This window comes from Mumia sp. (genome assembly GCF_028803055.1).
In the GTDB taxonomy this organism is placed as follows: Bacteria; Actinomycetota; Actinomycetes; order Propionibacteriales; family Nocardioidaceae; genus Mumia.
This window is the reverse complement of sequence record NZ_JARBCJ010000052.1, coordinates 1-18,288: the sequence shown is the minus strand read 5'-3', so window position 1 is coordinate 18,288 and position 18,288 is coordinate 1. Positions and strand designations below refer to the sequence as shown.

General features: G+C 71.1%; 19 protein-coding genes. 9 read left to right on the top strand and 10 right to left on the bottom strand.

The window, feature by feature from the left end:
- Positions 1-112: 112 nt before the first annotated feature.
- Positions 113-1,480, bottom strand: coding sequence for an extracellular solute-binding protein (locus PV363_RS07215; protein ID WP_301022016.1), 1,368 nt, complete (start codon positions 1,478-1,480; stop codon positions 113-115).
- Between the two features lie 14 nt (positions 1,481-1,494).
- Positions 1,495-2,652, bottom strand: a complete 1,158-nt coding sequence (locus PV363_RS07210; RefSeq protein WP_220344989.1) for a PfkB family carbohydrate kinase — start codon at positions 2,650-2,652, stop codon at positions 1,495-1,497.
- 38 nt (positions 2,653-2,690) lie between these two features.
- On the opposite strand from PV363_RS07210, the gene PV363_RS07205 reads away from it, so the two are divergent.
- The 3 genes from PV363_RS07205 (at position 2,691) to PV363_RS07195 (ending at position 5,454) form a co-directional block, all read left to right on the top strand.
- Positions 2,691-3,503 carry a DeoR/GlpR family DNA-binding transcription regulator gene (locus tag PV363_RS07205; protein ID WP_301022015.1) on the top strand — a complete coding sequence of 271 codons (813 nt, stop codon included), beginning with the start codon at positions 2,691-2,693 and terminating at the stop codon, positions 3,501-3,503.
- On the top strand, positions 3,500-4,837 hold the full coding sequence (locus PV363_RS07200; RefSeq protein ID WP_220341493.1) for a 6-phospho-beta-glucosidase: 1,338 nt from the start codon (positions 3,500-3,502) through the stop codon (positions 4,835-4,837). Before PV363_RS07205 ends, PV363_RS07200 begins: the two co-directional genes overlap by 4 nt.
- 104 nt (positions 4,838-4,941) lie before the next feature.
- Positions 4,942-5,454 carry a hypothetical protein gene (locus tag PV363_RS07195; RefSeq protein WP_301022014.1) on the top strand — a complete coding sequence of 171 codons (513 nt, stop codon included), beginning with the start codon at positions 4,942-4,944 and terminating at the stop codon, positions 5,452-5,454.
- Between the two features lie 74 nt (positions 5,455-5,528).
- Here PV363_RS07195 and PV363_RS07190 read toward each other — a convergent pair whose 3' ends face one another.
- Complete coding sequence (locus PV363_RS07190; protein ID WP_220341495.1) at positions 5,529-5,879, bottom strand: DUF4352 domain-containing protein; 351 nt, start codon at positions 5,877-5,879, stop codon at positions 5,529-5,531.
- A 238-nt stretch (positions 5,880-6,117) separates the two neighbouring features.
- Here PV363_RS07190 and pepE point away from each other — a divergent pair, with 238 nt between their 5' ends.
- Positions 6,118-6,837: a dipeptidase PepE gene (gene pepE, locus PV363_RS07185; RefSeq protein WP_301022013.1), complete on the top strand. Its 720-nt coding sequence runs from the start codon at positions 6,118-6,120 to the stop codon at positions 6,835-6,837.
- A 56-nt stretch (positions 6,838-6,893) separates the two neighbouring features.
- Here the strand turns inward: pepE and PV363_RS07180 are convergent, their stop codons facing one another.
- Positions 6,894-7,379 carry a nucleoside deaminase gene (locus tag PV363_RS07180; RefSeq protein WP_220341497.1) on the bottom strand — a complete coding sequence of 162 codons (486 nt, stop codon included), beginning with the start codon at positions 7,377-7,379 and terminating at the stop codon, positions 6,894-6,896.
- Positions 7,380-7,485: 106 nt separating this feature from the next.
- On the opposite strand from PV363_RS07180, the gene PV363_RS07175 reads away from it, so the two are divergent.
- On the top strand, positions 7,486-9,081 hold the full coding sequence (locus PV363_RS07175; protein ID WP_220341498.1) for a flavin monoamine oxidase family protein: 1,596 nt from the start codon (positions 7,486-7,488) through the stop codon (positions 9,079-9,081).
- Positions 9,078-9,743 carry a Rid family hydrolase gene (locus PV363_RS07170; protein WP_220341499.1) on the top strand — a complete coding sequence of 222 codons (666 nt, stop codon included), beginning with the start codon at positions 9,078-9,080 and terminating at the stop codon, positions 9,741-9,743. Before PV363_RS07175 ends, PV363_RS07170 begins: the two co-directional genes overlap by 4 nt.
- Before the next feature lie 102 nt (positions 9,744-9,845).
- Here PV363_RS07170 and PV363_RS07165 read toward each other — a convergent pair whose 3' ends face one another.
- The 4 genes from PV363_RS07165 to PV363_RS07150 all read right to left on the bottom strand — a co-directional run bounded on the left by PV363_RS07165 (position 9,846) and on the right by PV363_RS07150 (position 12,564).
- Complete coding sequence (locus PV363_RS07165) at positions 9,846-9,968, bottom strand: hypothetical protein (RefSeq protein ID WP_301022012.1); 123 nt, start codon at positions 9,966-9,968, stop codon at positions 9,846-9,848.
- A gap of 81 nt (positions 9,969-10,049) precedes the next feature.
- A complete protein-coding gene (locus PV363_RS07160; protein ID WP_301022011.1) occupies positions 10,050-10,691 on the bottom strand; it encodes a Rho termination factor N-terminal domain-containing protein in 642 nt (213 codons plus the stop codon).
- 307 nt (positions 10,692-10,998) lie between these two features.
- Entirely contained in the window at positions 10,999-11,607 is a 609-nt protein-coding gene (locus PV363_RS07155) for an SIS domain-containing protein (RefSeq protein WP_220341501.1), read from the bottom strand.
- Between the two features lie 21 nt (positions 11,608-11,628).
- Complete coding sequence (locus PV363_RS07150; RefSeq protein ID WP_301022010.1) at positions 11,629-12,564, bottom strand: LD-carboxypeptidase; 936 nt, start codon at positions 12,562-12,564, stop codon at positions 11,629-11,631.
- Between the two features lie 115 nt (positions 12,565-12,679).
- Here PV363_RS07150 and PV363_RS07145 point away from each other — a divergent pair, with 115 nt between their 5' ends.
- Genes PV363_RS07145 through PV363_RS07135 form a run of 3 tightly spaced genes read left to right on the top strand, consistent with a single transcriptional unit; the run spans position 12,680 to position 16,073 of the window.
- Positions 12,680-13,180 (top strand): hypothetical protein, encoded by a 501-nt coding sequence (locus tag PV363_RS07145; RefSeq protein ID WP_301022009.1) that lies wholly within the window; start codon positions 12,680-12,682, stop codon positions 13,178-13,180.
- A 26-nt stretch (positions 13,181-13,206) separates the two neighbouring features.
- The gene (locus PV363_RS07140) at positions 13,207-14,604 is read left to right on the top strand and encodes an MFS transporter (protein WP_301022008.1); all 1,398 of its coding nucleotides are present in this window, start codon (positions 13,207-13,209) and stop codon (positions 14,602-14,604) included.
- Positions 14,601-16,073, top strand: coding sequence for an aminotransferase class V-fold PLP-dependent enzyme (locus PV363_RS07135; protein WP_220341505.1), 1,473 nt, complete (start codon positions 14,601-14,603; stop codon positions 16,071-16,073). The genes PV363_RS07140 and PV363_RS07135 overlap by 4 nt, the downstream gene beginning before the upstream one ends.
- A gap of 3 nt (positions 16,074-16,076) precedes the next feature.
- Here the strand turns inward: PV363_RS07135 and PV363_RS07130 are convergent, their stop codons facing one another.
- The gene (locus PV363_RS07130; protein ID WP_301022007.1) at positions 16,077-17,339 is read right to left on the bottom strand and encodes a helix-turn-helix domain-containing protein; all 1,263 of its coding nucleotides are present in this window, start codon (positions 17,337-17,339) and stop codon (positions 16,077-16,079) included.
- A gap of 436 nt (positions 17,340-17,775) precedes the next feature.
- Positions 17,776-17,979 (bottom strand): cold-shock protein, encoded by a 204-nt coding sequence (locus PV363_RS07125; protein WP_139105401.1) that lies wholly within the window; start codon positions 17,977-17,979, stop codon positions 17,776-17,778.
- Between the last annotated feature and the right edge of the window lie 309 nt (positions 17,980-18,288).

Genomic DNA, 18,288 nt, shown 5'->3' with positions numbered 1-18,288 from the left:
CGCCGCCCGCCGCGGGGGGCGGGGGGGGGGGGCGGGGGCCCCCCCGCCCCGCGGGGCGGCCCCCCGGGGGGGCGGGCCCCCCGGCCCGGGACGGTCACCGTCTCGTCCGTCGTCACTCGTTCGTGTCCGTGAATTCCGAGTAGTTCTTCTCGATCGCGTCGAGGAACGCCGACGTGTCGACCGATCCGTCGCTGAGCTTCTGGAGCTGCTGGCCCATCAGGTCGCTCATGTCGGGCGTCGCCCAGTCGAGGTACGGCACGAGCGAGTCCTGCTCGGTCACCGTGCCCCAGGCAGCGATGACCTCCTTGGCCGCGCCCTTGGCGATCGCCTCGTCGCCGTCCACGACGGGGAGTCCGCCGTTCGCCTGGATCACCTTCATGGCCTCGGCATCGGTGAGGAAGTCGATGTACGCCGCGGCGGCGTCGGCGTGGTCGCTCGCATCGGTGATCGCCAGCGGCAGTCCCGTGCCGCCGGTGACGGCAGGCTCGCCGACCGGACCCACCGGTGGGAGCGCGAAGCCGAGGTTGTCACCCATCGCCGCCTCGAGGTCGGCCTGGTACCAGGTGCCGCCGATCATGAAGACGCCCTGGCCCTTGGCGAAGTTGCGCCATGCGGTGTCGTTCGGGACGGCGTTGAACTCGGGCGTGAGGTAGCCGTCCTTCACCCACGAGACGAAGAGGTCTGCACCCTCGACGTTCTCCTCCGACGTCCACGAGGCACCCTCGCGCCCGTAGCCGAGCGCACGCGTATCGTCCCGCGGGACGTACTGGTTCATCGCGACGGCGTAGTCGTGGATCGCGGGCCAGGCCTCGGCGTTGCCGAGCTGGACGGGCAGCTCGCCGGCCGCTTTCGCCGCCTTCATCGCGTTGTCGAACTCGTCCAGCGTCGCCGGCGGCTTGAGACCGAGCTTGGCCAGCTTGGCCTTGTTGTACCAGAGGCCGACCATCTCTCCGACCTGCGGCATCCCGAAGAGGCTGCCCTCGCCGAACGTCTTGCCGTCCTTGCTGTACGAGGCGGTGCTGCGCACGGACTCCGGGTAGCGCTCGTCCCAGCCGTACACCTCGGCGTACCCGTCGAGCGACTGGATGAGCCCCGCGGCGACGAACTGACCCATGTCGGCTCGGCCGTTGTTGACCTGGACCACGTCGGGCGCGTCGTCGTTGGTGATGGCGAGGCGGACGGTCTTCTGGAGGTCGTCGAACGACTTCGACGTCCGCTTGATCGTGACGTTGGGATACTTCTTCTGGAACGCCGCGTTGAGCGCCTCGATCTGCTTGGCCTGACCGCCGCGAACCTCCTGATCCCAGACGTCCAGCGTCAGGTCGCCCATGGCGGCGACGTCGGTCTCGATGTCGCTCGCCTCGGCGTCCTTGCTCTCCTGGTCACCTCCGTCGCCGCCCGGCGTGCAGGCAGACAGTGCGAGGACGGCGCTCACCGCGGTGACGGCGAGCACCGACTTCCATGCGGGGCGGTGGGACATGGCGGCTCCTGTGGTCATTCGCCGGTGTCGGCGATACGGAAATCCCGACGACGAGGCTGGGACGCGTCGTGCCGGGGGTGGTCGTGCTGGGTCCCGACGAAACCGATCGTCGCGACGGCACGACCGTACGTCCTGTGCTCGACGGTGGTCAGAACGTCGTCCAAGAACGCGTAGTCGCGGGCGAGCCAGGAGCCCGGCTCGACGGCCTCCCACCAGTCGCAGACGGCCGCCCAGCCCGGGGCCGCGAGAGCTCCGCCGAAGTCGCGCACCGACAGCGCGGCACAGAGGTTGGCGAAGCGCAGACGCTGGAGCAGCGGCCACTCCCGCAGCGTGCCGGCGACGAGAGCGGCGAGGAAGACGTCACCGGCGCCGGTCGGGTCGAGCGCGGGCACGGTCAGCGCGGGGGCCCAGGCGGTCTCGCCGCTCTCGGCGTCCGCGGCGTACGACCCCGAGCTCCCGGCCGTGACGACGGCGAGCGGAACCCAGTCGCGGATCCTCTCGAGCGCTGCGCCGGGAGAGTCGGTGCGGGTGTAGGTCATCGCCTCGATGGCGTTGGGCACGAAGGCGTGGCAGCCCTCGAGCCGAGAACGCAGCGCGGCGGCGTCCCACGTGTCGGTCGGGTCCCAGCCGACGTCGGCGAAGACCAGGGTGCCGTCCGCGATCGCGTCGTCGACCCAGTCGGGACGCTCGGCGGCGAGGTCGGCGAACGCCGCCCGGGCCCGCGGGCGCGGCGGCGTGCGGTCGTCGGTGCGCGGAGGGTTGTGGGCATGGGTGATCATCGCCCGGTCCTGGTCGTAGGCGAGCGACACCGTCACGGGGGAGTGCCAGCCGGCCCAGCGGCGGGAGGTCGTGAGGTCGATCGCCTCGTCGTCGGCGAGGGTCGACCAGAGGTAGTCGCCGTACATGTCGTCGCCGAACGCCGCGCCGAGCGAGGTCCGCAGGTCGAGGCGCGACGCCGCGACCGCGAGGGTGGCCACGCCGCCGGGGCTCGATCCCATGCCGGACGTGAGAACCTCCCGCCCTCCGACGGGCGCCTCCTGCAGGCCGGTGAAGATGATGTCGAGAAAGACCGGACCTGTGACGAAGAGGTCGAACTCCGCATCTGCCGCCGCCTGAGCCATCCCGTGAGTCTCGCTCAACCGCGCATATCCGCGCAAGTAGTGATCGGTCATGAGTGCGCATGCGTAAAAGTGACTGTTATGGTCACCGGGTGCGCGCAAATCTCCGCCATGAACGGCTGCTCGACCTGCTCGAGACGAGCGGGCCGGTCGACGTCGCCACCCTGGCGCGTGTCCTCGACGTGAGCGACGCGACCATCCGCAGGGACCTCTCGGCGCTGGAGCGCACCGGCCGTCTGAGACGGCTCCGGGGCGGAGCCGCTCCCGCCCTGGAGCGCGAGGCGCCGTTCGAGCGCGTCGCCACCCAGAACCCGATGGAGAAGCGCGCGATCGCCGAGCACGCGGCGACGCTCGTGCCCGACGGCGCGGTGGTCCTGCTCGACATCGGGACGACGACGAGCCTGGTCGCGCGGCTGCTGCGCGGGCGGACGGTCACGGTCATCACGTCAAGCCTCGCTGTCTACGACGAGCTGCGCGACGACCCGGTCGTCGACCTCATGCTGCTCGGCGGTCTCGTCCGCACCAACTACCACTCCATGGTCGGCTTCATGACCGAGCAGGCGATCGCCCAGGTGCAGGCCGACGTCCTCTTCCTCGGCACGAGCGGGGTCCGCGAGGACGGATCGGTGTTCGACACGACCGCCGTCGAGGTCCCCGTCAAGAAGGCGATGCTGCGGGCTGCCGACCGGGTCGTGCTGCTGGCCGACCACACCAAGCTCCCCGGCGGCGGATACGTCCGCGTGTGCGGGCCGGACCAGTACGACGCGCTGGTCACCGACCGCGACGTCGACCCCGACGCCGCCCGCGTCTTCGCCGAGGCGGGTGTCGAGCTGCACGTCGCTCGCGCGCTGGCCGCAGCCGGCTCGTCGTCCGAGGACCGCGCCATCGTCCAGGAGGCCCTGTGAGACTCACGATCGTCGGCGGCGGAGGCTTCCGGGTCCCGCTCGTCTATCGCGCCCTCGCCTCGGACGCAGGGGCGTCCCGGGTCGACGAGCTCGTCCTCCACGACACGAGCGACGCCCGGCTGCGTCGCATCGCCGCCGTCCTCGCCGACCTCGCACCCGGACTGCCGCACGCGCCGCGGATCAGGGTGACGACCGATCTCACCGAGGCCGTCACGGGCGCAGACTTCGTCTTCTCGGCGATGCGCGTCGGAGGCCTTGCCGGTCGCGTGTGCGACGAACGGTCGGCGCTCGGCGTCGGGCTCCTGGGGCAGGAGACGACCGGGGCGGGCGGGGTCTGCTACGGCCTGCGCACGATCCCCGTGGCGCTCCGGCTCGCTGAGGTCGTACGGCGCGCCGCGCCCGAGGCGTACGTCATCAACTTCACGAACCCCGCGGGCATGGTGACCGAGGCGATGTCGGCGGTGCTCGGGCGCCGCGTGATCGGGATCTGCGACTCGCCGGTCGGGCTGTTCAAGCGCGTGGCGCGCGTTCTCGGGTTGCCGCGGGAGACCATCACCTTCGACTACGCCGGCCTGAACCACCTCGGTTGGCTCCACCGCGCCGTGGTCGACGGCCAGGACGTGCTCCCCGATGTCCTGTCTCGGCCGGACCGGCTGATGCAGATCGAGGAGGGCCGCCTGTTCGGCCCGGAGTGGCTGGCCTCGCTGGGGACCGTGCCCAACGAGTACCTCTGGTACTGGTACTACACCTCCGACGCCGTCGCGGCGATCACGGAGGCGGGCACGACGCGCGGGGAGTACCTGCTCGATCAGCAGGAGCGCTTCTACCGCGGCGACGGTGACGCCCTCGGTGGCTGGGAGCGCACCCGGCTCGACCGGGAGGAGACCTACATGGCCGAGGGACGCGCGAGCACCGACGCCGGTGAGCGCGACGACGAGGACCTGGACGGCGGTGGCTACGACCGGGTCGCGCTGGCGCTGATGGGAGCCATCTCGGCCGACGAAGGGGCCGAGCTGGTCCTCAACGTGCCCAACGACGGCACGCTCGACGCGGTCGACGATGACGCCATCGTCGAGGTGCCGTGCACCGTCGGTGCTGACGGTCCGCGACCCGTGGCGGTCTCGCAGCTCCGTCCGCACGAGCGAGGCCTCGTGAGCACCGTGAAGGACGTGGAGCGGATGACGATCGAGGCCGCCACGTCGGGTTCGCGGTCGGCGGCGCTGAAGGCGCTCGCGCTGCATCCGCTGGTCGACTCCGTCACTCACGCGCGACAGATCCTGGACCGCGAGCGGGAGGCTCTCCCCGAGCTCGCCCGCGTGCTGGTCAACCCCTGATCCCGGGGCGGTGGAGCGTCGCCGTGACGGCTTCCTGCAACGGTGCCGTCCGCTGGCCCTGTCGCGGGCGACAGTGGAGGAGCCCTCGGGGAAGGAGCACCGTCATGAGGACTCAGATCATGACCATCACCGTCGGGATGGCCTGCACCGCAGCGCTCGCCCTGACCGCGTCACCGGCCGGCGCCGACACGCGCGCCCGGACCGACACACGCCGTGACGCACCGGCGTCGATCGACATCTCCCGGGCCACCTATCGTCACACCGGCAGCCGCGTGTCCACGACGATCCGCGTCCCGCACCTCGGGAAGCGGGGCCGGGCGAGTCTCGCGATCAGCCGGTACGGCATCTTCGAGGCGGGCTACGTCGCCGTGGTCCGCAAGATGCCCGGGCAGCGCGCCAAGGCCCGGTTGTTCTTCTTCGACCACTTCCAGAACAGGCCCCGCGCATGCATGGGTCTGCGAGGCACCTGGAAGCGGTCGACGGGCACGATCACGGTCTCCGTGCCACGCACCTGCCTCCCGGGTCATCGGACCCGCCGGCTGTACGTCGCCGCCCGCACGATGAGAGGCGACGCGTTCGACGACGCGCCTGCGGTCACGCGCCTTCGTCGAGGCTGACCGGCGTGACGCGTCACATGTCGCGGTCACGCTTCGCCTCGGCGAGCCGTACCCAGCGTCCGTTCTTGCTGCGCTCAGGAGGCGAGGTGGAGGCGACGTCCTGTCGGGCCGTCACCGCGGACGATCCGTACGGCGCCGCCGGCGGCCTTCGTCCGCGGGACGTCGAAGACGACCTTGACCCTCTCCTTGGAGTACGGCGCGACCACGACCTCGTCGGCCGGCCAGAGTGCAGGCACGGCCGGGTCGTGCTGGGTGCCGTCGGCCGCGAGGAAGACGGCCGGGACCGTCGAGACGGCGACCGCACCGTCGCCGCGGTTGCTCACCTCGACCTCCGCCACCACGAAGACGTGGTTGGGGCCGGGTCGTCGTCCGTCGAGGCTCCGCCGTACTGCTGAGCCGGCGACGCTCAGGTCGATGCCGTACACGTCGTGCTCCTTCGCTCAAGATCCGGGAGCAGCCGTCCGAGCGAGCGCTGCTCCTTCACTTCTACAACGTCTGGAGCGATCCCACAGGACGGGGGTCGGCGGTGTGAAAACGGTCATACTGGTCTCGGGTCGGTCCGCCGACCCGAGATCGCCGCGCCGCAAGAATTCACCAGGCGGTGACTCGCGGCCTCGAGCGCGGAGCGGGACAATCGCCCGAGCCGCTTCACGAGGAGGCCCTGTGCGACTGCTCCTTCTGTCCACCTCGACCTTGCACGGCGAGGACTACCTGGCGTACGCGCTGCCGACGATCGCGGGCCACCTCCCGAGCGGTGGGAGGGTCGCCTTCGTCCCGTATGCGCTGGCCGACCGCGACGCCTACACGGCGAGAGCTGCCACAGCGCTCGCGTCGGTGGGCATCACCGTCCAGGGGGTCCATCGTGCGTCCGACCCGCGGGCCGTGGTGGACGCCGCCGACGCGATCTTCGTCGGGGGAGGCAACACGTTCCGTCTTCTGCGCGCGCTGCAGCGGACCGGCCTGCTCGCCACCATCGGCGAGCGCGTGCGCGACGGCGTGCCGTACGTCGGATCGAGCGCCGGCACGAACGTCGCCTGCCCGCCGATCCGTACGACCAACGACATGCCGATCACCGAGCCGGCGGGACTCACGGCCCTCGGGCTCGTGCCGTTCCAGATCAACGCCCACTACGTCGACGCGGACCCGGCAAGCACCCACATGGGTGAGACGCGGGAGGAACGCCTCGAGCAGTTCCTCGAGGACAACGACGTCCCGGTGCTGGGCATGCGTGAGGGTGCCTGGCTCGAGGTGACCGAGACGACGGCACGTCTGGGCGGGGTCTCCGGATCCCGGCTGCTGCGACGAGGTGCCGAGCCGGTCGAGCTGCCCCCGGGCGCGGACATGAGCGACCTCCTCGAGGTGTCGACCCGCTACGACACGTGAGGAGCGTCGTTCTCCGGCCGCACGTCGTCACGCGGGCTTAGCGTCGTCAACAATCGTCACACCGGCCGGAAGCACCGCTCGTACAGTGCCTCCATCTCGGCGGCGAGCGCCTCGACCGGTCCTTCGACCGCGAGGCCCGGGGCGACCGTCGTGATCGGCAGCGGCGCGACGGGGGAGGGACCGACGCCCCACTCCTCGAGCAGCGCGGCGAGCCGCGTCGACGCGACGACGTAGACGATGCGGCCGAGGCCCACCCAGGCATGGGCGGCCGAGCACATCGCGCAGTGCTCGCCGGAGGTGTAGACGGTTGCGGACGCGCGGTCCTCGGGCTCGAGGTTCTCGACCGCCCACCGGACGATCGCGAGCTCGGGATGACGGGTGTGGTCACCGTCCTTCTCGCGGTTGTGGTCCTCGAACAGGACGGTGCCGTCTGCGCTCACCAGCACGGACCCGAAGGGCTCGTTGCCCTCGTCGAGCCCGATGGCCGCGAGCGCGACGCAACGGCGGAGGTGGCGGAGGTCGTCGTCGGAGAAGCTGCTCATGCAGGCAGTCTTCCGCGCTCGGTGACCGAAACGAAACACGTGACCGGAGGTGGCGGAAACATGACGTTCCTACGGTCGGCGCAACACCTTCAGCAAGGAGCGCGCCATGCCCCAGACTCGACGCGACTTCCTCAAGCAGGTCGGCATCGCCGGCGGCGCAGGAGTCATGCTTCACTCGATGGGGGCGCTCGGGCTGAGCCCGGCCGCCGCCGCGGAGACGCCACCGTTCACTCCTCCCAAGGCCTCCGAGCTCGCTCGGCACGGCCGCAAACGTGTCCTCATCCTCGGTGGCGGCATCGCCGGCCTGACCACCGCGTACGAGCTGGGCAAGGCCGGCTACCGGTGCACCATCCTGGAGGCCCGTGACCGCCCCGGCGGCCGCAGCTGGAGCGTCCGGGGCGGGACGACGGAGACCGATCTCAAGGGACAGACGCAGAGGGCGCGTTTCTCCCGAGGGCAGTACATGAACGCAGGCCCGGCCCGGCTCCCGCAGCACCATGTGACCGTCGACTACTGCCGCGAGCTCGGGGTGGAGCTCGAGACGTTCGTCAACCAGAACGCCGACGCCTACCTCTATCGGACCGGCGCGCACAACCTGGCAGGGCAGCCGATCCGCCACCGCGCGGCGAAGGCCGACGTCTACGGCTACGTCTCCGAGCTGCTCGCGAAGGCGACCGACCAGGGTGCCCTCGACACCTACCTCACCCAGGCCGACAAGGACGCCCTGATCGCGCTCCTCCGCAACTTCGGCTCGCTCGGGGCGAAGGTCGCCGGTGACCCGTCCGCGAGCTACCGCTACACCGGCAGCGGACGGCGAGGCTACGCGATCGAGCCGGGAGTCACCGCCGGGGAGCCGATCGCGCCGTACGCCTTGTCGGACGTGCTCGCGTCGGGGATCGGCAACTACTTCTCGTTCGAGCTCGGGTTCGACCAGGCGATGCAGATGCTCCAGCCCGTCGGCGGCATGGACCGGATCGCGTACGCGTTCGAGCGGGCGATCGGGCGCGACAAGATCGAGTACGGAGCGGAGGTGTCGGCCTTCGGCAACACGAGCACGGGTGTCGAGGTCGAGTACTCGACGGGCGGACGCCGCACCAAGAAGGCCACCGCCGACTTCCTCGTCTGCACGATCCCGCCGCACCTCGCGGCGACGATCCCGAGCAACCTGCCGCCCGAGGTCGTCTCGGCTCTGGCGTACGCCCGGCCCAGCAACGCCGGAAAGATCGGGCTGGAGTACGACCGACGCTGGTGGGAGCTCGACCACAAGATCTACGGCGGGATCACGAACGCGGACAACGAGCTGGGCAACGTGTGGTACCCGTCCTCGGGCTTCCACGGAGAGCGAGGCACCATGATCGGCTACTACAACACCGGTAGCAACGCCACCACCTACGGGACGCTCACGCCGCGGGGGAGGCTCGCCAAGGCGCTGGACCAGGGCGCGGCCATCCACGGCGACGTCTACAAGCAGGACCTGCGGTCGTCGTTCTCCGTCGACTGGGCGTCGACGAAGTACAGCGAGGGCGCGTGGGTGGGCTGGCCGTCACGGACCGACGGGAACTACGACAGGCTGCTCGAGCCCTCCGGCAACGTCTACTTCGCCGGCGACCACCTCTCGTACACGATCGCCTGGCAGCACGGCGCGATGGTGTCCGCGCGTGCGGCCGTGGAGTCCCTGCACACCCGGGTGGTGTCGGCATGAGCGCCCGTCGCCGTACGGCGGTCGCCGTCGCCGCGACCGCGCTCGTGTGCCTCCCGGCCAGCGCGATCGCGCACGGCACCTTCGCCAAGCCGCCGAAGCCCGGCACCGCGGTGCCCGCGCTTCCTGTCGGCCAGGACAACCCGATGATCGCCGAGGGTGTCGCGATCGGCGCGAGCACGCCGGTCTACAAGTCCAGCGGGCTCGGCCCGTCGGCGCTGAACGCCGCGGCACCCGCGGGATCCGAGCAGCGCTACGTCGACACGGCAGTCTTCCCCGACGGCGTGCTGCCGCCGGGGGTGACGATCACGGAGGCGCAGGGCATCAACGTGCTGCGCCGCATCGGCGAGAACCTCGCTCGGCAGGGGCTCTCGTACGACGACGTCATCACGATGCGGGTGTTCCTCCAGAACCCGGCGGGGGCCGCCACGGCCGACTTCGCCGGGTGGAACCGGGCGTACCGGCAGTACTTCGCCAACACCAGTCTGTCGACGAGGAAGCCGATCGACGTGCCCCTCGGGACGGCGGCGCCCGCGCAGCCGTTCGTCGTCAACCCGGCACGGCCGTCACGGTTCGCGCTGGAGATCGAGAACCTCCCGGTCGCCGGCTGGCTCGTCGAGGTCGAGGTGGACGCGGTCTATCCGTCCAAGGGACGAAAGCACTGAGAGGCGCCACATGGGCACGCCTCAGACCAGGCCAGAGCGCCGATCGTGACCGGCTGACCTGGTCGACCGACGCGTCTCCCGCTGCAGCGGGGCGGGCCCGGCTCAGGCCCTGTCCGCCCCGCCGCCTCGGAGCGAGCGGACGGCGAGCGACGCGACGCCGAAACCGGCGATCGCAGCAGCGACGAAGATGATGATGCGGCGGCGCCGCGCGGGGCCTGAGAACACGTGGGGGCCTTTCGTTTCCCGAGAGAGCTGGCGCGAACGCCGTCGACGAGCCTAGCGCGCGCGAACGAGCCCCCTGAGCGCTCAGCTCCCGAGCCGCGAGACCAGCTCCGACTTCGACATGCCCGAGTAGCCCTTCACGCCCTTCTCCCGAGCAGCCTTGCGGAGCTCGGCGACGGTCATGGAGGCGTACGGCCCGCGGGCGCTCGAGCCGCCGGACGTGGTCTTCTTCGCGGTGGTCTTCTTTGCCGTGGTCTTCTTGGCGGCGGTCTTCTTCGCGGTGGTCGTGCTCGCGCTGCTCTTCTTCGCAGCGGTCTTGCCCGTCGTCCTCGTGGCACCGGTGCGTGACGCCGACGTGTTCGTGTCGTCACGCGGTGCGACCCGGCGCTGCGAGGTGTCGGGTGCCTTCGGCGGGCTCGAGATCTCAGACGGCGCCGCTGAGACGTTCGTTGATGCCTCTTCGGGTGAGCCGCCGAACGGTCCGGGGACGACGGTCTTGCCGAGCCGGGCGAGCTCGTCGCGTGCGGAGTCGACGGTCTCGGCGATCTTGCGCTGCGCCGACTTCGACGCCTTGCGGATCGCCTTCTCCGCGTCGGCGCGCGACCTGTCGGTGTCCTTGCGCGCTCGCTTGAGTCGGTTCGTCGCGTCGTCGAGCGCTCGCTCGAGGTCGGCAACGCGCTTGCGCAGCTCGTTCTCTGCCTTGCTGGGCTTGCTGTTCTTCGCCACGGGTCCTCCTTGCTCCACTGCTCGTGAACGTCACGGCACGGTCAGCGTAGGCGCGATCGCGCGCGTGCGCGCTCTCGCGCGGGACGCGCCGCCGAGGGTTCGCGTGGCGAGGCCGTAGCCACGAGAGGGGCCGCTCTCGCCGGGGGAGACATGAGCGGCGCCCTTCGTGGCGATCCACCGGATCGGGCAGGGGGTCGACATCCCGGCCCTGTCACTCTGAATAACGCACGAGGGTGGCCGAGATATCGCACGACGGAGCGTGGTTTCGGTCACGTGTCCAAGAGGAGCGTCACCGACTGCTCGGCGGTCACTCGATGTACAGGTCGAGAACCTCTCCGAGGTGGTCGCGCTGCGCACTTCGTCGGCCGGCGCCCTTGGCGCTCGCCGCCGTCAGCGACGCGATGACGCTGATCACGAGGCTGAGGCTGGAGGGTGACTGGCCGAAGGAGACGCCGGGCGGTGGGACGAGGACGACGTCGGCGCCGAGCTGGGCCAGAGGTGCGTCGGGCGAGTCGGTGATCACCAGCAGGCGGCCGCCGGCGTCGCGGAACGCCGCCGCGATGTCGATCGTGTACTTGCGATAGCGCTGCACCGAGAACGCCACCATCGCGTCCGAGCTCCGCACGTCGCTCAGCACGTCGATCGGCCGGATGATGGTGCCGTCGACCAGGTGGACGTTGGCGAGGCTGGCGCTCAGGTCGAGCGCCAGCAGCGACGCGTACGAGAACGACTGGGTGGCGCCGATGACGAATCGTCGTCGGGCGCCGACGATCTGCGCGGCCATCTCTTCGAGCGTCGGGTCGGTGAGGATCCAGTCGAGCATCGCGTCGAGCTGCGTCCGCTGCTCGTCCACGAGCCGGCGTTTGAGCAGCGCGGCGGATCGTCGCTGCGGACGGGCAGGCGTGCCGTCGCTCATCCGTACTCCTGACGTGAGAGGTCAGTGGATCGTAGCCGTGTCGACGATCGTGAGCGATGGGATAGACGCATCCAGGACCGCACTCACCCCGAGCGGGACGCTCTCCGCCGCGGCGGCGTGGCCGAAGCCGAGCTCCCAGGCGACAGGGATCCCGAGCGGTGCGAGCAGCTCTGCACACACGGCACGGACCTCCTCGGGCTGGCCGCAGTCGAGCCAGCTGCCGAGGACGACGCCCGTCACGCCGTCGAACCAGCCGGAACGGAGAAGTGACACGAGGAGCCCGTCGATGCGGTACGGCTTCTCGTCCACGTCCTCGAGAAGGGCGACGAACGGCCCCGGCGCGCGGGGCGGTGCGGACCGCGTTCCCGCCGTCATCGCCAACATCGTGAGGGTGCCTCCGATCAGCGTGCCGGAGGCGGTGCCGGGGATCAGCGTCTCCGCGCCCTCGGAGGAGTAGACGCGGGCGCGGAAGGGCTCGACCACCGCGCGTCGCAGGCTCGCCGTGGCCGCCGGGTCGTCGAGCAACGACAGCGTGCCGACCATGGGGGTGAACCAGGTGGGAACACCGACGACCTCGCGCCAGTACTCGTGGAGCGCGGTGACGTCGGAGCTGCCGTAGAGCGGCTTCGGCCGCGCCGACCGCAGCGAGGTGGCGTCGAGGTGGTCGAGGAGACGGACGGAGCCGTAGCCGCCGCGGACGCAGAAGATGCCCTCGATCGAGGGATCGCACCACGCCTCGACCAGGTCGGCGGCACGGCCCTCGTCTGTCCCGGCCAGATAGGACGCTCGCGGATGCACGCCGCGCAGATGCCTGCCTTCGACGGGTTCGAGACCCCACGAGCGGAGCAGCGTCGAGGCACGGTCGACAAGTTCCGGCACGACAGGGCCGGCCGGAGCGACCAGGGCGACGCGGGCACCGGTCGGCAACGGACCGAGCGGACGGGCGGAGCTGGTCACGACGAGCCTCCTACCTGGGGACGACCGTCACGCGTGGGCGCGGCTGTGGACGACCGGACCCCGGCGCTGCTCGCCACCCTAGGTTCGTGGTTCCGACCGACACCGGGAGACCTCCATGGAGACCGTACTCGTCCAGCACCGCCGCCGTGCCCGCCGCACCGACGTGCCCGACGGCCCCGACTCCGATCCCGGTGTCCGCGGCCGCGCCTACTGGAGCCTGTGGCGGCACCGTCACTTCCCGTGGGCCGCGCTCGACGACGGCGTCCGGGTGCTCCTCCTCGAGTCGTGGTCGAGTGGCGGACGCCTGACGTGGTTGGTGGAGGCCCGTGACGTCCTCCGGGCCACGGTCAGCTCTCAGGACGAGGTGGTCGACACGGTCGCGGCGTGGGCGGGGGAGTCGGCCGACGACGTGGCACGGTCCGACTACCTCGTGGCCAGCTCGGTCGAGTCGGGTCTCGTCCTGGGCTTCCGGGCGCAGCCTGTCACGTGGCTGGGTCTCGAGCGACCCGCCGACCTGCGTCTGGACCGCAACGGTTGGGCTCTCGCGCGGGTCGACGAGCTCGCGGAGTGGGGCGTCGAGCTCCCCGAGCGAGAGACGACGACCCTGGACACGTGACCGTGTCGGTGAGATAGAAACGGCGCATGGACTCTGCGCCCTCGTCGACTCCCCTCTCATCCGCCACGGGACGCGGGTACGCCCTGGGGTCGGTGGCGACGGGCACCTTCGCCACCGTCCCCGGTCTGCTCCTCCTGCCGTACCTCACCGACACGCTCGGTGTCGCCGCGGGCATCGCCGGGCTGATGGTGCTCCTCCCCAAGGCCTGGGACGTCGTTCTCAACCCGATCGCGGGCCGCATCAGCGATCGCTCGACGAGCTCCCGGGGACGTCGCCGTCCCTTCCTCCTGCGCGCCGGCGTCCTCCTCGCCGTGACGTTCGCGCTCATCTTCGCCGGCCCGGCCGAGCCGACCTGGCTCGCCGGCACCTGGGTCGTGGTGCTGTTCCTCGCGTGCGCGAGCGCGTACGCGTTCTTCCAGGTCCCCTACGTCGCGATGCCTGCCGAGATGACTCTCGACTACGACGAACGCACGCGGTTGATGACGTGGCGCGTCGTCGTGCTCGCGCTGGCCATCCTCCTCTCAGGGGCGACAGCGCCGTTGGTGGTCGATGTCGTGGGCGACGCGTCCTCGGAGACGACGGGCTACCGGGTGATGGGCGCCTACATCGGGGTGATCCTGCTCCTCGGTGCGCTGGGCGCCTACCGGGGCACACGTGATGCGCCGGACCACGGTGTCGCGACGGCCGGCGGCTCGATGCGTGACCAGCTGCGGCTCGTCGCGCAGTCGCCGGACTTCCGCCACCTCCTGACCACCTTCGTTCTCCAGGCGCTGGGCATCGGCGCGATGCTCGCAGGGGTGGCGTACGTCGCCGACCACCTTCTCGACAGCGGCAGCGCGACGACGCTCCTCTTCGTCGCGTTCGTCGGGCCGGCGCTGCTCGTCACGCCGCTGTGGGAGCGGGTCGCGGCGCGCCGGGGCAAACGCTACGGCTACACCGCCGCGACCGGCATCCTCGTCCTCGGGGCGCTGGGGCTGCTGGTGGCGTCGACCGGCCAGGCCCTGGCCGCGTACGCAGCGGCGGCGGTCGTAGGCATCGGCTACGCCGGCGCGCAGGTCTTCCCGATGGCGATGATCCCCGACGTGGCCGCGGACCACGCGGCGCGTACGGGCGCGAACCGCATCGGCGTCTTCACCGGCGTCTGGACGGCCGGCGAGACGTTGGGTCTGGCGCTCGGTCCGGGTCTCTTCGCGGCCGTGCTGTCGCTCGGCGGCTATGTCTCGTCCCGCGAGGGCGAGGACGTCACGCAGCCTGACTCGGCCCTCGACGCGATCGTGGTCGGCGTCTCGGTCGTCCCGGCGCTGCTCATCATGGTCAGCCTCCTGTCGCTGCGCCGATACCGGCTCGACGAGCGACTCCACCGCAACGGCGCCCACGACGCGGACGCCGACCCCACCGCGACGCCGCAGGAGCCCACCCCATGACTGTCCCGCACCGCGATGCCGACGAGATCAGAGCGAGCCTCCTGACCCTGCGCGACGGCGACCTCCCGACGCACGGGGGGAGGACCCTGGCATACGTCTACGACTCGGGGATCGCGGAGGCCGACGACCTCGGCCGGGAGGCGCTCGCCGCCTACGGCTCGACCAACGGGCTCGACCCGACAGCCTTCCCCAGCCTCCTCACGATGGAGCGCGACCTCGTCGCGTTCGCCAAGCCGCTGTTCCACGCACCCCGCGAAGCCGTCGGGACGGTGACGTCGGGAGGTACGGAGTCTGTGCTGCTCGCCGTCCAGACCGCCCGGGACGCACGGCCTGACGTGGCTCGACCGGTGATGGTGGTGCCCAGCACGGCGCACGCCGCCTTCCACAAGGCGGCCCACTACTTCGGCGTCGAGCGGGTGACCGTGCCCGTCGACCCGTCGACGATGCGGGCCGACGTGCCGGCGACGGCGGCCGCGCTGGACGAGTACGGCGACCGCGTCGTGCTGGTCGTAGCGAGCACTCCCTCGTACGCGCACGGCGTGCTCGACCCCGTGCCCGAGCTCGCAGGGCTCGCGCTGCGCCACGGCACCCGTCTGCACGTCGACGCCTGCATCGGTGGGTGGGTGCTGCCGTGGCTCGAGCGCGATGGACGGGTCCGCCATGCCTGGGACTTCGCCGTCGAGGGCGTCACGAGCATCTCGGCCGATCTTCACAAGTACGCGTACGCCCCGAAGGGCGTCTCGCTGCTGCTCCACCGCACGCCCGAGCTTCGCCGTCCCCAGTTCTTCGCCAGCGCTGACTGGCCCGGCTACACGATGCTCAACGCCACCCTCCAGTCCACGAAGTCAGGGGGCCCGCTGGCTGCCGCATGGGCGGTGGTCTCATACTTCGGCGACGACGGCTACCACGCACTGACGCGCGCAGCGTCCACCGCCACGACGGCTCTCGCGGCGGGCGTCGAGGCGACCGAGCACCTCTCGCTCGCCGCCGAGCCCGACACCACGCTGGTCGCCGTGACGACCGACGACGCGTGCGACGTCTTCACGATCAGCGACGCCATGCTCGCGCGCGGGTGGTTCGTCCAGCCGCAGATGGCGTATGGCGACCTTCCCGCGACGCTCCACCTCACCGTGTCGGCGGCGACAGCCCCTCTCGTGGACGAGCTCCTCGACGATCTCAGGGACTCCGTCGGCGAGGCGGTCGCCGCAGGTCCGATTGCCGTCGACCCTCAGCTCCGGGCGGCAGCGAGCGCGATCGACCCTGACACCTTGGACGACGCGGCGTTCGACGGGCTCCTGGCGCTGGCGGGTCTGGCGAACGCGGAGGACGGCGGGGGAGTGGCGCCGCCTGCGCAGATGGCACCGGTCAACGCGCTGCTCGACGTCGCCCCGCCGGCGCTCCGGGAGGCGCTCCTCGTCGCGTTCCTCGACCGACTGACCCGCACCGATCAGCGCGCGTCCGATCGCTGACCCTCAGTAGGCGCGGTGCCGGCCGGCGGGCGTGCCACCGCCGCCGCTGCGGATCTCGGCTGCCAGGTCCTCGCGAGTCCGGACGACCACCGGCGCCGCCGATCCCGGCAGCAGCCGCGCGGCGTCGTCCGGCAGCACGACATCGGTCTTCACCGCCTCGCTGATCCGGTACGGCATCGCGCCGAGCACCCCTCCGAGGGTCCGGCGCAGACGGGACATCTCGGCCCGGACGGTCACCGTTCGTGACGGGTCCGCGAAGAGGTCGTCCGACAGCTCGGAGGCCGAACGGCCCTCGGGGTGACGTACGAGCGATAGCAGGATCTCGGAGTGACGGGGCGACAGCGCATGGGTCCACGAGCCGCTCGAGCTGGTCACCTCGACGACGGTCGGCGTGGAGGTGAGGTCGAGACGCACGAGCGTCATGGGGTCTCGGTCGGAACCGTCCTCGGAGAGGCGGAGCAGCCAGCCGTCCGGCACCGGTTCGGCGACGACGTTCCCGAGCTGAGGGAGCCACAGCGCGCCAGGTGTCATGTCGGACGGCAGCAGCACCCGCGCGGGAGGCTCGGTGCCGACTGTGGCGGCGGAGATGCCGTCCCGCGTGACTGCGATGGCGGGGCCGCCGAGGCGTGCGAGCATCGGCCCTGCGTGCGTCCGGAGGCGGTCGGCGTTGTCGTGGTAGACCTGCCGCAGCTGAGCCTGGGCCAGCTGCGACGCCATCACCACGTGCGGGAGCGCGAGCGGGTTGACCGCGCGCTGGCGATAGCTCAGGTCGACGACGCCCACCTGCTCTCCGGTCAGCGGGTCACGGACCGGGGATGCGGCGCACGACCAGGGGAGGTGTTCCTCGGCGAAGTGCTCGGCGGCGTGGATGCCGACCGGCGCACCCTCGACGAGCGCCGTGCCGATCGCGTTGGTGCCGACGTTGCCCTCGGCCCACGTCGCTCCCGGGACCATGCCGAGCTCGTCGGCGTGGTGGCGCAGGGGGGCGTTGCCGGCTCGCCACAGGATCGTCGCGTCGGGCGAGGTGATCGCGAGGAGCATGCCCGCCGAGTCGAGCGCGTCGCGCAGCAGCTCAGCGAGCTGGTCGACCAGCGGGCGCATCGCGCTTGCGGAGCGCCCGGCCTCGACCTCTCCCGGTGCAGCCGGCGGTGTGGCGGGAACCCCGTCAGGGCTCAGCCCGTGAGTCCGGGAGCGGTCCCACGAGGCACGGACGACGGCCCGGGGCTGGACCGCGGAGGACCGCCCGGCGAGGACGTCGGAGCGCACGCGGTACAGGCTGCGCAGGTCCACCGACGTCGTCGACGGACGCCTTGTCGCCCCTGATCCCGCCATGCCCCCCGGCCTTCCGGTCCCCGTCGCCCGCGGCGGGATGTCGTTTCCTGCGCCCCACCGTAGACCCGGCGAACCGGTCAGCCCAGGTTTTCTCGCGGCTTTCTCGTCCCTTGTGCGCGCTCACGTGTGCGCTCTCACGGCCGACGATCGTGCCCGGGCGAGCGTTGCAACCCCGTGCAACCCTTGCGCCCGCTGACCCGGCAGGGCTGGGATGGGGATGCGTTCAGGTCGAGCGGGCTCCGCTGCGGGGGTACGGAGCGCGCTCGACCTGGACGGACGGACAAGACATCGTCCGCCAGACGTACGAAGGCCCCGACACCGGTTCCGGTGTCGGGGCCTTCGTCAGAAGTCTCGGGGACGAGACGCCTTCTCAGATAGCGCGAACGTTCTCCGCCTGGGGGCCCTTCTGGCCCTGGGTGACGTCGAACTCGACGCGCTGGTTCTCGGCCAGGGTGCGGAAGCCGTTCCCGGTGATCGCGGTGTAGTGGACGAACACGTCGTCACCGCCACCATCCTGCGCGATGAAGCCGAAGCCCTTCTCGTCGTTGAACCACTTCACGGTGCCTTGCGACATTTCTTGCTCTTTCGTCGAACTGTGGAGCCGACCGTTGTCGACCCCCGTGCAGCGTTGCTCCACCCACACGATGGTCGCGGGGGCGCTTCGGCCCAGATAAGACAAAGGCACCAACGTTGAAACCGTTGGCGCCGACGTACCCACCTGCGCTGAACCGAACAACTACTGCTGGAAGCCTAGCAGGTCCGGGGGCAGTCTCGAGGGTGCGCGGGGCCCGGCGCGTGGCGGCGCTCCGAGGGCCGTGAGGCTCGTCTCGTTCCGCGCCTTCGTCGCCCCGCAGACGGCCGCTGACCGCTCAGCGGCGCTTGG

Coding starts and splice junctions, on each gene's coding strand:
- PV363_RS07215 (WP_301022016.1), bottom strand. CDS start 1,480: ATGTCCCACCGCCCCGCATGGAAGTCGGTGCTCGCCGTCACCGCGGTG.
- PV363_RS07210 (WP_220344989.1), bottom strand. CDS start 2,652: ATGACCGATCACTACTTGCGCGGATATGCGCGGTTGAGCGAGACTCAC.
- PV363_RS07195 (WP_301022014.1), top strand. CDS start 4,942: ATGAGGACTCAGATCATGACCATCACCGTCGGGATGGCCTGCACCGCA.
- PV363_RS07180 (WP_220341497.1), bottom strand. CDS start 7,379: ATGAGCAGCTTCTCCGACGACGACCTCCGCCACCTCCGCCGTTGCGTC.
- PV363_RS07175 (WP_220341498.1), top strand. CDS start 7,486: ATGCCCCAGACTCGACGCGACTTCCTCAAGCAGGTCGGCATCGCCGGC.
- PV363_RS07170 (WP_220341499.1), top strand. CDS start 9,078: ATGAGCGCCCGTCGCCGTACGGCGGTCGCCGTCGCCGCGACCGCGCTC.
- PV363_RS07155 (WP_220341501.1), bottom strand. CDS start 11,607: ATGAGCGACGGCACGCCTGCCCGTCCGCAGCGACGATCCGCCGCGCTG.
- PV363_RS07145 (WP_301022009.1), top strand. CDS start 12,680: ATGGAGACCGTACTCGTCCAGCACCGCCGCCGTGCCCGCCGCACCGAC.
- PV363_RS07140 (WP_301022008.1), top strand. CDS start 13,207: ATGGACTCTGCGCCCTCGTCGACTCCCCTCTCATCCGCCACGGGACGC.
- PV363_RS07135 (WP_220341505.1), top strand. CDS start 14,601: ATGACTGTCCCGCACCGCGATGCCGACGAGATCAGAGCGAGCCTCCTG.
- PV363_RS07125 (WP_139105401.1), bottom strand. CDS start 17,979: ATGTCGCAAGGCACCGTGAAGTGGTTCAACGACGAGAAGGGCTTCGGC.